The 11794-nt window shown below is 74.3% G+C and carries 13 protein-coding genes; 8 read left to right on the top strand and 5 right to left on the bottom strand.

Features of this window, described 5'->3' with window-relative positions:
* The first annotated feature begins 70 nt into the window (after positions 1 to 70).
* The 3 genes from ABT299_RS12465 to ABT299_RS12455 all read left to right on the top strand — a co-directional run bounded on the left by ABT299_RS12465 (position 71) and on the right by ABT299_RS12455 (position 2008).
* Positions 71 to 994: an NADP-dependent oxidoreductase gene (locus ABT299_RS12465; RefSeq protein WP_500250763.1), complete on the top strand. Its 924-nt coding sequence runs from the start codon at positions 71 to 73 to the stop codon at positions 992 to 994.
* Between the two features lie 107 nt (positions 995 to 1101).
* Positions 1102 to 1437: a hypothetical protein gene (locus ABT299_RS12460; protein ID WP_500250762.1), complete on the top strand. Its 336-nt coding sequence runs from the start codon at positions 1102 to 1104 to the stop codon at positions 1435 to 1437.
* On the top strand, positions 1427 to 2008 hold the full coding sequence (locus tag ABT299_RS12455; RefSeq protein ID WP_500250761.1) for a carboxymuconolactone decarboxylase family protein: 582 nt from the start codon (positions 1427 to 1429) through the stop codon (positions 2006 to 2008). The genes ABT299_RS12460 and ABT299_RS12455 overlap by 11 nt, the downstream gene beginning before the upstream one ends.
* A 13-nt stretch (positions 2009 to 2021) precedes the next feature.
* On the opposite strand, the gene ABT299_RS12450 is transcribed toward ABT299_RS12455, so the two are convergent.
* The 3 genes from ABT299_RS12450 to ABT299_RS12440 all read right to left on the bottom strand — a co-directional run bounded on the left by ABT299_RS12450 (position 2022) and on the right by ABT299_RS12440 (position 4509).
* The gene (locus ABT299_RS12450) at positions 2022 to 2645 is read right to left on the bottom strand and encodes a LysE family translocator (RefSeq protein ID WP_500250760.1); all 624 of its coding nucleotides are present in this window, start codon (positions 2643 to 2645) and stop codon (positions 2022 to 2024) included.
* 153 nt (positions 2646 to 2798) lie between these two features.
* Positions 2799 to 3269 carry a carboxymuconolactone decarboxylase family protein gene (locus tag ABT299_RS12445; protein WP_387028009.1) on the bottom strand — a complete coding sequence of 157 codons (471 nt, stop codon included), beginning with the start codon at positions 3267 to 3269 and terminating at the stop codon, positions 2799 to 2801.
* Positions 3270 to 3366: 97 nt separating this feature from the next.
* Entirely contained in the window at positions 3367 to 4509 is a 1143-nt protein-coding gene (locus ABT299_RS12440; RefSeq protein WP_500250759.1) for a S1 family peptidase, read from the bottom strand.
* Positions 4510 to 4766: 257 nt separating this feature from the next.
* Between ABT299_RS12440 and ABT299_RS12435 the strand changes: the two genes are divergently transcribed.
* Positions 4767 to 5093 carry a hypothetical protein gene (locus ABT299_RS12435; RefSeq protein WP_190865448.1) on the top strand — a complete coding sequence of 109 codons (327 nt, stop codon included), beginning with the start codon at positions 4767 to 4769 and terminating at the stop codon, positions 5091 to 5093.
* Between the two features lie 194 nt (positions 5094 to 5287).
* Here ABT299_RS12435 and ABT299_RS12430 read toward each other — a convergent pair whose 3' ends face one another.
* Entirely contained in the window at positions 5288 to 5743 is a 456-nt protein-coding gene (locus ABT299_RS12430; protein WP_500250758.1) for a hypothetical protein, read from the bottom strand.
* A 55-nt stretch (positions 5744 to 5798) separates the two neighbouring features.
* On the opposite strand from ABT299_RS12430, the gene ABT299_RS12425 reads away from it, so the two are divergent.
* The 3 genes from ABT299_RS12425 to ABT299_RS12415 all read left to right on the top strand — a co-directional run bounded on the left by ABT299_RS12425 (position 5799) and on the right by ABT299_RS12415 (position 8450).
* Positions 5799 to 6539 carry an AraC family transcriptional regulator gene (locus ABT299_RS12425; RefSeq protein ID WP_500250757.1) on the top strand — a complete coding sequence of 247 codons (741 nt, stop codon included), beginning with the start codon at positions 5799 to 5801 and terminating at the stop codon, positions 6537 to 6539.
* Positions 6540 to 6716: 177 nt separating this feature from the next.
* On the top strand, positions 6717 to 7199 hold the full coding sequence (locus tag ABT299_RS12420) for a cation:proton antiporter regulatory subunit (RefSeq protein ID WP_173097922.1): 483 nt from the start codon (positions 6717 to 6719) through the stop codon (positions 7197 to 7199).
* 6 nt (positions 7200 to 7205) lie between these two features.
* A complete protein-coding gene (locus ABT299_RS12415) occupies positions 7206 to 8450 on the top strand; it encodes a cation:proton antiporter (protein WP_387028002.1) in 1245 nt (414 codons plus the stop codon).
* Positions 8451 to 8563: 113 nt separating this feature from the next.
* Here the strand turns inward: ABT299_RS12415 and qcrB are convergent, their stop codons facing one another.
* A complete protein-coding gene (qcrB, locus tag ABT299_RS12410; RefSeq protein WP_500250756.1) occupies positions 8564 to 10195 on the bottom strand; it encodes a cytochrome bc1 complex cytochrome b subunit in 1632 nt (543 codons plus the stop codon).
* 266 nt (positions 10196 to 10461) lie between these two features.
* Between qcrB and ABT299_RS12405 the strand changes: the two genes are divergently transcribed.
* On the top strand, positions 10462 to 11739 hold the full coding sequence (locus ABT299_RS12405) for a PucR-like N-terminal domain-containing protein (RefSeq protein ID WP_190865439.1): 1278 nt from the start codon (positions 10462 to 10464) through the stop codon (positions 11737 to 11739).
* Positions 11740 to 11794 lie beyond the last annotated feature (55 nt).

Here is an 11794-nt window from a genome sequence, read left to right as displayed (position 1 = left end):
ATGCTGTCATCACTCTGCTAGCGTGGAAAGTGACGACAGCATCTGCTGTCACTACTTCCGAGGAGGTTCCATGCGCACCCTTCGCTTCCACGAGCACGGCCCGGCGCTCGACGTCCTGAGGCTCGACGACGCCGAACCGCCCGTGCCCGGCCCCGGCCAGGTCCGCGTCACCGTCGAGGCGTGCGGGCTGACCCCGGCCGACTGGGCGCTGTGCGGCGGGCTCTTCCCCGGCGCCCTGCCGCGCGGTGTCGGGCTCGAGGTCTCCGGCACGGTCGACGCGGTCGGCGACGGCGTGGCCGGCACCGGGATCGGCGACCCGGTGTTCGGCCCGGCGCCCTTCACCGGACCGACCGCCGGCGCGTCCGAGCAGGCGCTCCTCGACACATGGTTCCCGCGGCCAGCGGGGCTCGACCCGGCCGGCGCCGCCGCACTGCCGATGGCGGTCGAGACGGCCTACCGGGGCCTGGACGCCCTGGGCGTCCGCGACGGCATGACCGTCCTCGTGCACGGCGCCGGATCCACCGTCGGGTACGCGGCGGTGCAGATGGCGCTCCAGCGCGGGGCCCGGGTCGTCGCCACCGCCGGTGAGACCTATGCCGCCGCGCTGCGGTCCGCGGGCGCCGAGGTCACCGGGTACGGCGACGGCATGGCCGAGCGCGTGGCGGCGCTCGCGGGCGGGCCGGTCGACCTCGCCTTCGACGCGGCGCCGGTCGGCGGCGCGCTGCCCGCGCTCGTGCGCACCGTCCGGGCGCCGGAGCAGGTGCTGACGGTCAGCGACTTCGACGCGGCCAAGGAACTCGGCGTGCGGTTCAGCGGACCCGGCGGCGAGGGCGTCGTGAGCAACCATGTGCTCGGCGAGTACGCGGCGCTCGCGGCCGAAGGCCGCTTCTCGGTTCCGGTGGCCGGCGCGTTCCCGCTGGAGGACTGGCGGACGGCCGCCGAGCTGAGCCTGTCGGGGCGGGCGCGCGGCAAGCTCGTCTTGGAGATCGGCTAGCCCGGGCAGGCGTCGGGTAGGTGTGGATGGGCGGTCGTGTCACATGCGGGGGGCGCCGATCGTCTATGAGGTGTAGGCAGATGGCCCGAGCCGCACAGGGGGGCGCCATGCCGGCCGAGGACAGGAAGCGAGCGGTGCACGACGCGCTGGTCGACCGCGTGCTGCACGGGGACGGCAGGGCGTCCGCGGAGCTGCGGGCGCGCGCGTTCCGCAACGAGGGGCTCGCGCCGCCGCTGGACGCGCTGATCGGCAAGGTCGCCGACAGCCCGGCGCAGGTCACCGAGGCGGACCTGGCCGCGGCGAAGGCGTCCGGCTGCACCGAGGACGAGCTGTTCGAGCTGGTGGTGTGCGCCGCCGTCGGCCGGTCCTCCCGGATGTACGAGGCCGGGCTCGCGGCCCTGGCCGAAGCGACCGCCGACGAAAGGCCGGATCATGCGCCTTGACGCCCTGAACCGCGGCTACCGCCCCGGCGCCAAGCTGCTGTTCGCCGCCGTCCGGCTATTCTCCGGCCGTCCGCTGCCGGACGCCGCGAAGGTGACGTTCTACCGGCCCGACTTCTACGGCGCGCTCGCCAAGGAGTTCACCCACGAGGCGATGCGCGGGCCGTCCGCCTGGTCGGTCGGCGACCGGGAGCTGATGGCGGCGTACGTGTCGAAGGTCAACGGGTCCGCGTTCTGCGTCGGCGCGCACACCGCGACCGCGGCGCAGGCGTACGGGGACGGGGCGCGGGTCGCTGCGGTGCTGGCCGACCTGGAGGCGCCGCCGGTCGAGGAGCCGCTGCGGGCGACGCTGCGGATGCTCGGCACGCTGACGCGGGACGGCGAGGTCGGGGCCGGTGACGTGCGGGAGGTGCTGGACGCCGGGGCGTCGCCCGAGCAGGTCCGGGACGCCCTGGCGGTCTGCGCCGCCTTCAACACCACCGACCGGCTCGCCGACGCGTTCGGGTTCGGGCTGCTCAGCCCCGAGGGCTACGCGGCGGGCGCGAAGTTCCTGCTCAAGCGCGGCTACCGATAGGGCGGCCGGCGCGTCAGGACTCGGCGGCCAGGCGGATGCCCAGGCCGAGGAGGACGAGCCCGGAGACCTGCTCCATCCGGCGGCGGATCGACGCGCGCTGCAGCAGCGCGCGGGCCCGTCCGGCCAGCCAGACCATCGGCAGGTACCAGATCATGTCGACGACGGCCCAGATCACCGAGAACAGGACGAGCGTCGCCAGGACGGGCGCGCCGTGCGGGACGAACTGCGGCAGGAACGACACCGCGAACACGCCCGCCTTCGGGTTCGCGAAGTTGGTGATCAGGCCCTGCCGGAACGCGCGCCCGTGCGAGACGGCCGCGGCCGGGGCCGGTTCCTCGTCCGCGTCGGCCTTGTGCCGTGCCTTCCACAGCGCGCGCGCCCCCATGTAGACGAGGACCACCGCGCCCGTGATGCGCATCGCGTCGTAGGCCAGGCGCGAGGCCAGCAGCAGGGCCGACAGGCCGAACGCGGCGGCGAGGCCCCAGAGCAACACCCCGCATTCGTTGCCCAGGACCGTCGCCATGCCGTTGACGCGGCCGTGCATCACCGAGCGCCGCAGGATCACGGCGGTGCTGGGGCCGGGGACCATCGCGATCAGGAACGCCGCGCCGACGAATGCCGCGATCGAGGACATCATTCGCCAAGTATCCAGAGTCGCCTGTATCCCGACAATGCCTTTCCTGGTGCCGCCGGCTCCGCCCGGTCCGATCAGGCCCCGGTGACGAGGACGAGGCGGTCGACGAGGGCGTCGGCGTACTCGGGGGTGAGCTGGCCCGCGCCGTGCCCCGGCCTAGCCGAACTGGCCGGGCTGGTAGTCGCCGGCGGGCTGCTGCGTGATGACGTTGAGCCGGTTGTAGGTGTTGATCACGGCGATGAGCCCCACCAGCGCGGCGAGCTGCTCCTCGTCGAAGTGCTCGGCGGCGTTCGCCCAGGTCTCGTCGCTGACCCCGGACCCGTCGGCGAGGCGCGTGCCCTCCTCGGTCAGCTCCAGCGCCGCGCGCTCGGCGTCGGTGTAGACCGTGGCCTCCCGCCACGCGCCCACCAGGTTGATCCGCTGCTGGGTCTCCCCGGCGGCCGCGGCGTCCTTGGTGTGCATGTCGAGGCAGAAGCCGCAGCCGTTGATCTGGCTCGCGCGGATCCTCACCAGCTCCTGCGTCGCGGCCGGGAGGCTCGTGTCGGCGAGGGCCCTGCCCGCGGAGTTCAGGTACTTCGCGACCTTCATGGCCACGTCGCTCCCGTAGAAGTCGATCCGGGCGCTCATGGTGATCTCCTCATGGCGGTGTCGATGCTGATACCTCCATGACGGGGCGGGCCCGCGTAATGTGACGCGGCGCCCCGCGCGACCCCCGGCGCCCGCTTCAGGGCAGCTGCGCGCCGAACGTCTGGAGCGCCTCGGTGACCGGCTGGAAGAACGTGACGCCGCCGGTCCGGCAGTCGCCCGACCCGCCCGACGTCAGCCCGAGCGCGGTGTTCCCGCTGAACAGCGGCCCGCCGCTGTCGCCCGGCTCCGCGCAGACGGTCGTCTGGATCATGCCGGTGACCGTCCCCTCGGGGAAGTTCACCGTCGCGCCGACCGCCGTGACCCGCCCGGTGTGGACGCCCGTCGTGCTCCCGCTGCGCGCGACCTGCTGGCCGACCACCGCGTCCGCGGCCTTCGCGATCGGCTGCGCGGTGCCGTCGTGCAGGTCGACCGCGCTCTGCCCGCCGTCCGTCGCCTGGACGAGCGCGAAGTCGTTGCCCGGGAAGTCGCTCTGCACCGTCGTGCCGAGGGCCTGCGCGCCTTCCTGGTCGGCGGTCCAGTCCTTCACGATGTTCCCGCAGTGCCCGGCGGTGAGGAAGAACGGCTGCCCGCCCCGCTGCACGTTGAAGCCCAGGGAGCAGCGCGCGCCGCCCCCGAAGATCGCGTCGCCGCCGAGCGCGAGGGTGCGCAGCCGCCCCGGGACCCGCACCATCCGCACCGCCGGTCCCATGCTCGCTGCCTCGCGGCGGACCCCGGCCATCCGCGCGCCCTTCACCGAGTCGTCGACCCACATCACGACCTGCGACGTCGCCGGATCGACGGCCCATCCGGTGCCGGGCGTCCCCGCCATCGACCGGCGGAGCGCGGCCGTCGTCCTGGCCAGGGTCCGGGGGCTCGTCCGCAGCATCTTCGGCACGGCGCCCGCCGACCGCACCATCGCCGCGTCCGCCGCGGTGGCGACCGTGACGACGGGCCGTCCCGCCGCGTCCAGGTACCCGCCGGCCGTGCGGCCGCCGAGCCGCCCGGCGACCCGCGCCGCGAGCGCCGCCGCCCGCGCCTGCGTTCCCGCGGCCCGCGCGCCCCCGGCCTGTGCGCCATTGGCCCGCGCGCCATTGGCCCGCGCGCCCCCGGCCTGTGCGTTCCGTGTCTGGGCGTCGCCGGCGAGTTTCGCCGCCTGCGGCCCATCTCCGGTGTGGACGGCGTACAGCGACCCGGCGACGAGCCCGGCCGCGCCGGCGACCGCCACGCTCGTTCCGACCACGGTACGCAGACGACGTTCCCTCGCGGCGTTCCGGCGCCTCATGAGCCCTCCAGCTCCCGAGATGACGATCTACGGGAGGTGTTACGGCGCCGCGTCCGGCGGCGTTCAACGCCCGTCCGCCGATCCCGCCGGAGCATCGAATGAGCTGGTCAGAGGCTTAAGGATCTACTTACGGCGAGTAGTCGCGCGGTTGCGCAGCGGGTAGAGGAGGTGAGGAAGCACGGGCCCCGGAAGGGCCCCGAACCCCTGGAGGAGAAATGAAGATCCCGAGTCCGCTGCGCTCGGCGGTGCTGACCGCCGCCGGCCTGACCATGGCGGCCGGCCTGGCCGCGTTCGCCCCCGCCTCCGCTTCGGCGAGCGCGGCGGAGACGGCCACGGCCGCCCGGGCGTATCCGCGTCACTGCCCGTGGGGCACCCACTGGGACCCCTACTGGCACAGATGCGTCCGGGACCGCGGCCACGGCGGCTGGGGCGACCACGACGACCACGGCCACCACGGCGGCTGGGGCGACCACGGCGACCACGGCCACCACGGCGGCTGGGGTGACCACGGCGACCACGGCGACCACGGGCACCACTGGTAGAGCGGGCTGAGGCGTCCGGCCGTCCCACCGAGGTTCGGGACGGCCGGACGTCTTCTCCGAGCGCATTCCGCCCCCGCATATGCGAGCCTCTCCTCTCGACCCCCGCGAGCGGCGGTACGTCTCCCGCATCGCCACGATCTGGACCGGTCCCGCCACTGCCGCCGGAACCGCCCAGCGTGCGCTGGCGCCGGCGGTCAGGACAGGTCGCGGACCAGGCGGGTCGCGCCGATCGCCATGTACGCGCCGGTCAGCGCCGTGTACCCCAGCGCGGTGGGGCGCGGGAGGCCGCCGCGGGCGAGCCGGGCGGCGCCGTGGGCGGTGTCGAGGGTGTCGACCAGCAGCGCCAGCCGCTGCCAGCGGGACCGCTCGGGTCCCGGCGCGGTCAGGTACCCGAGCCCCAGCGCGATCGCCCGCGCCCCGAAGACGCGGGTCATGTAGCCGAGCTCCGGTGACGGGCGCACCCCGGACGCCCTGGCCATCGCGTGCGGCGCGACGATGGCGGCGGCGCCGAGCACGATCCGGCCGGCGGCGAGGCCGCGCAGCGCGGACGCGAGCGCGCCGCGGTCCGGCTCGCCGGCGGGCGTGGCGGCGGGCGTGCCGGTGGACTGGTCGAAGGGCCTGGTGCCGGTGCTGTGTTCGCGAGTGTTCACGGCGCTTATGCTTCACCGCATGGCCGCACCGGCGCTTCCACGAACGTGCGCTCGCGTGCGGCTGTGGGTCCGGCTCGGGCACGTCGTCTACGTCGGGCCCTCGCTCGGGCTCGGCCCGCACTCCACGGCGGTGGCCTGCCTGGGCGTCGGCCTCGACGCGCCCTTCACCGTCCGCGCCGACGGCCTGCCCGTCCGCACCGTCCGCAGCTTCCTGTTCCGCGCCAGGGTCCGGCACGAGGTCGTCGGCGGGACGGGCCGGATGCTGTTCTGCTTCTTCGACCCGACGTCCGCGCGGATGGCCCGGTGCCTCGGCGGCATGCGGCGCACCGCCGGCGGGTTCGGCAGCGACCACCACCGCGATGCCGAGCTCATCGACCTCGCCACCCGCGACGAGGTGGACGTCGAGCGGCTGCTCGCGGCGGCCAGCATCCCCGTCGCGAAGCCCCGCGACCCGCGCATCGCCCGCGCCGCCGCGCGGATCCGCGACGATCCGGCGCGGCCGCAGCGCGCGGAGGACGCCGCGCGCGAGGCGGGGCTGTCCCGCTCCCATTTCCTGCGGACGTTCTCCGACCAGGCCGGCACCAGCTTCCGCCGCTACGTGCAGTGGGCGCGGATCCTGCGGGTCGCCGAGGCGTTCGCCGCCGGCCACGACTTCACCCGCGCCGCCGCCGACGCGGGGTTCGCGTCGCCGTCGCATCTCAGCGGGACGTTCCGCGGCATGTTCGGGCTCACCCCGACGGCCCTCGCGGCGCTCGGCCCCGACCTGGTCCTCGACGAGCCCGCCCGCCCGCGCTGACCTGGGGCGCGGCGGGGGATGATGGCCGGGACGGGAGGTGACCCCGGCGTCCGTTATCTGCGATGATGGCCGGTCTTGCCGGTTACCGTCCCGTGACCTGCCGCGGCGACGGGCCGGGCGGTGGCCGCCGGAGAGGGCCACCTGAAGGGGCCGCCAGAGAGGGAAGGACGCATCACCGTGGACGTCGAACGGACCGCCCTGCCGGGGATCGGCCTGCAACACGTCATGACGACCGAGCGGGGCCGGCAGCTCGGCATCATCTCGCACCGGTCGGGCCGCCGCGACCTCGTCGTCTACGACCGCGAGGACCCCGACAGCTGCGTCGCGACGGTCGCGCTGACCGCCGAGGAGGCCAACGCCATCGCCGAGCTGCTCGGCACCGGCCGGATCGTCGAGCACCTCGCCGAGCTGCACCGGCAGGTCGAGGGGCTGGTCACCGAGCAGCTGCCGATCGCGCCGGGCTCGCCCTACGTCGGCCGCCCGCTCGGCGACACCCAGGCCCGCACCCGGACCAGCGCGTCCATCGTCGCGGTGGTCCGCGAGGGGCAGGTGTTCGCCAGCCCCCGGCCCGACTTCGTGTTCGCCGCCGGCGACGTGGTGGTGGTCGTCGGGACGGGCGAGGGCACGGCGGCCGTCGCCGCGATCCTCGCCGACGGCTGACCCCGCATGGAGTCGGCCGTCCAGCTCATCGAACTCGGCGCGATCATCCTGGCCCTCGGCATGCTCGGCGCCGTGTCCGTCCGCTTCTCGATCTCCCCGATCCCGCTCTACCTCATCGCCGGCCTCGCGTTCGGGTCCGGCGGCGTCTACCCGCTCACGACCAGCGAGGACTTCGTGTCCATCGGCGCCGAGGTCGGCGTCATCCTGCTGCTGTTCACGCTCGGCCTGGAGTACACCGCCGACGAGCTGGTCGGCACCCTGCGCACGTCCGCGCCGGTCGGCCTCGCCGACATGGCGCTGAACGCGGCGCCCGGCGTCGCGGCGGCGCTGCTGCTCGGCTGGGGGCCGGTCGCGGCGGTCGCGATGGGCGGCATCACCTACGTCACCTCGTCCGGCATCACCGCGAAGGTGATCGGCGACCTCGGCTGGCTCGGCAACCGGGAGACGCCCGCGCTGCTGTCGGTGCTGGTGTTCGAGGACCTCGCGATGGCGGCGTACCTGCCGATCCTCACTGCGCTGCTCGCGGGGGCGGGGCTGGTCGGCGGCGCCGTGGCGCTGGCGGTCGCCGCCGCCACGATCGCGGTGATCCTGTTCGTCGCGCTGCGGCACGGCGCCTGGGTGGAGCGGTTCGTCTCCTCGCCGAGCGAGGAGGTGCTGCTGCTGAAGGTGCTGGGCCTGACCCTGCTGGTCGCCGGGATCGCGCAGCAGCTGCAGGTGTCGGCGGCCGTTGGAGCGTTCCTAGTCGGGATCGCGCTGTCGGGGTCGCTCGCGCACACCGCCCACAAGCTGCTGTCGCCGCTGCGCGACCTGTTCGCCGCCGTGTTCTTCGTCTTCTTCGGCCTGCACACCGACCCGCACGACCTGCCCCCGGTGCTCGGCATCGCCGCGCTGCTGGCGCTGGTGAGCATCGGCACGAAGCTCGCCACCGGCTGGTTCGCGGCGAGCCGCGCCGGCGTCGCGGTCACCGGGCGGCTGCGCGCCGGCGTCGCGCTGATCCCGCACGGCGAGTTCAACATCGTCATCGCGGGGCTCGCGGTCAGCGCCGGCACCAACGCCCGCCTCGGCCCGCTCGCCGCCGCGTACGTCCTCATCCTCGCGGTGGCCGGACCCGTGCTCGCGCGCGGCGTCGAACCGCTGACCAGGGCCGTCCGGGCGCGCCGCAACGCGCGCCGCGAGGAGACCCCGCAGACCGACGAGGACGTCCCCGTCGCCCCCGCCCCCCGCCACGACCGCCCGACCACCCGCGGCTGACCCGCCCCGCCCGTCACGACGGCGCGGGTCGCGGTGCACCGCGGAGGGGAGCCGCGCGGGCGGGCGGGGCCGGGGCACCGGCCGCCGCGCGCGGGCACACCCACCGCGGGGACTCAGGGGCCGATCGCGGGCCGCTCCTCCTCGGCGCGATCGGGGGCGGCGCGATCGGGGTCGGCGAGGTCGTGGACGAAGCGGCGGTTCAGCGCGATGCGGACGCGGCCGAGGCCGGAGCGCCGCTCCGGCGGCTCGACGCCCTTGGTGTCCGGACGGTCCAGCGACACGGCCGCGGGCGGGCGGTCGTCGGTGATCCGCGCGGTCTCCTCGGCCGGGAGGTGCCGTTCCACCTCGATGTACTCGCCGCCGGGCAGCCGCCGGATCACGCCGGTCTCCAGCCCGTGCCGGACGAGCCCGAGGTCGCGGCGCTGGAGGCCGAGGCAGATGCGGTACGCGACGGCGTAGGCGAGGACGGGGCCGAGGATGATCGCGCAGCGGAAGAACCAGGTCGTCCAGAACAGCGGGACGTCGAACCGGTCGGCGATGACGTCGTTGCCGCCCGCCGCCCACAGCACCCCGTAGAACACGACGCCGCCCATGCCGATGCCGGTGCGGGCCGGGACGTCGCGGGGCCGGTCGAGCAGGTGGTGGACGCGGCTGTCGCCGGTCACCCAGCGTTCGACGAACGGGTAGGCGGCGAGGCCGGTGAACAGCAGGCCGGGCACGCCGAGCGCCGGGACGAGCACGCTCATCGGGACCGTGTGGCCCCACGCGTCGATCTCCCAGGCGGGCATCATCCGCAGCGCCCCTTCGAGCCAGCCCATGTACCAGTCGGGCTGCGAGCCGGAGCTGATCGCGGCGGGGTCGTAGGGTCCGAACAGCCAGATCGGGTTGATCTGGAAGAACGCGGCGAGCAGCGCGGTGACGCCGAGCACCCACAGGAAGAACGCGGTGGTCTTGGCGATGAAGACGGGGAAGAACGGGTAGCCGCGGACGGTCGTGTTGGTGCTGCCCTTGCCGGGGAACTGCGTGTGCGTCTGCCGCCACGTCAGCACGACGGCGTGCAGCGGGATCAGCGCGAGGAGGATGCCCGGGATCAGCAGGATGTGGACGACGTACAGCCGCGGGATGATGTCGGTGCCGGGGAACTCGCCACCGAACACGAACATCACCAGGTAGGAGCCGGCGAGCGGGACGGACGCGAGCACGCCCTCCAGGATCCGGATGCCGGTGCCGGACAGCAGGTCGTCCGGCAGCGAGTAGCCGAACAGGCCGTTCACCATTACCAGCATGAACAGCACGATCCCGATCAGCCAGTTCAGCTCGCGGGGCTTGCGGAACGCGCCGGTGAAGAAGTTGCGCAGCAGGTGGACGGTGATGGCCGCCATGAAGACGTCGGTGGCCCAGTGGTGGATCTGCCGCATGAGCAGCCCGCCGCGCACGTCGAAGCTGATGTGCAGCGCGGAGGCGTACGCCTCGCTCATCCGGACGCCCTTCAGCGGCCCGTACGACCCGTCGTAGACCGTCTCGTTCATGCTCGGGACGAAGAACAGGGTGAGGAACACCCCGGTCAGCACGATGATGACGAACGAGTACATGGCGATCTCGCCGAGCAGGAAGCTCCAGTGGTCGGGGAACGCCTTGCGGAGCGCCTTGCGCGCGAAGGCGGCCCCGCCGAACCGGTCGTCGACGGCGCGGCCGCCGGCGGCGAGGGCCTTCGCGGGGACGCGGCCGGCCGGGTTCGCGGACACCGGGCACCACCTCACGCATGCTGGTCCGTGACGTGCGCATGCTCGCCTGTGCCCTTCACTGTCGCACCGGACGGGCGGTCAGGCCAGGGGCGGTCCCGACTGTGCACAACCATCGAACCGACCGGCCGAACCTGGTCGTATCTCGACCTAGACTTTGCGCCCGGGCACGGCACGGGTCATGATTTGCCCCACACGAGTCCCATAAGTAAGTAATTACCCCGTGTGTACGGCGCGCAACGCAGGGGGACGAGCGGCGGGGAGGTTCCGTGTCGGACGATGGTTCGACCACGTTCGGGCGCCCGTGGGCGGATCTGCCCAGGGAACTGGCGGATCACATGAGGCCGCACCTCGACGAGGTGGCCGACGACATGATCCAGGAGATCCAGACCAAGGTCCGCGAGTACGACCGTCCGGGCGACGGCTCCTACTCGGGGACGCTGCGCCAGGCCGTCGAGCGCGTGCTGCACTACTTCGTCGACCGGGTGGCCGATCCCGGCCACGAGCCCGCCTCGGTCACCGACTTCTTCCGCGCCATCGGCCGCGGCGAGGCGGGCGAGGGCCGCAGCCTCGACGCGATGCAGTCCGCGATGCGCGTCGGCGGCATGGTCGCCTGGCGGCGGATCACCGAGGGCGCCGAGGCGCAGCAGGTCTCGCCGCGCACCCTCGGCGCCGTCGGGGAGGCCCTGATGCAGTTCCAGGACGAGCTGGCGAAGGCCGCCGCCGAAGGGTTCTCGCAGGCCAAGGCCGCCGTCGCGGGCGAGATGCAGCGCCGCCGCAAGCGCCTGCTCGACCTGCTGTTCGCCGACCCGCCCGCCGCGCAGGAGGCCATCGCCGACCTCGCCGCCGCCGCGCACTGGCCGCTGCCGCGCACCGTCGCCGCCGTCGCGCTCGGCCGTCCCGGGCAGGACGCCCGGCAGCCCGCGTTCCCGCCGGACGTGCTCGCCGACCTGACCCGCCGCACCCCCGCGCTGATCATCCCCGACCCGGACGGCCCCGGCCGCGCCAAGCTCGTCGACCGCGCCCTGTCCGGCACCCTCGCCGTCGTCGGCCCGACCGTCCCGCTGATGGAGGCGGCCCGCTCGATCCAGTGGGCGCGCAAGACGCTGTGCCTCGTCCAGCGCGGCGTCATCGAGGCCCACGACGGCGTCATCCGCAGCGTCGAGCACATGTCCACGCTGATCCTGTTCCAGGACGAGGGCCTCATCACCTCCCTCGCCGACCTGCGCCTCGCGCCGCTGTCGCACCTGCGCGCCAGCCAGCAGGACCGGCTCGCCGAGACGCTGCTCGCGTGGCTGCAGTCGGGCCGCAACGCCAACGAGGTCGCGATGCGCCTGCACGTCCACCCGCAGACCGTCCGGTACCGGCTGCGGCAGCTGGAGGAGCTGTTCGGCGACCAGCTGCTGGACCCGGACCTGCGCTTCGACCTGGAGATCGTGCTGCGCGCCCGCGCGCTGCTCGCCGACAACGCGGGCGAGCGCATCATCCCGCAGGCGCGGGAGGCGGTCGGCGACAGCGCCGAGGTCGTCACCTTCCGCCGGAGCTGACGCGGGCCGCGTCCGGCGCGCCGCGTCCGGGGCCGCCGCGGCCGGCCGGGCCGCG

The sequence above is a fragment of the Spirillospora sp. NPDC000708 genome (genome assembly GCF_040299565.1).
Lineage (GTDB): Bacteria > Actinomycetota > Actinomycetes > Streptosporangiales > Streptosporangiaceae > Spirillospora.
Note: the sequence above shows the minus strand (reverse complement) of the source record. Positions and strands in the feature narration are given on the sequence as shown.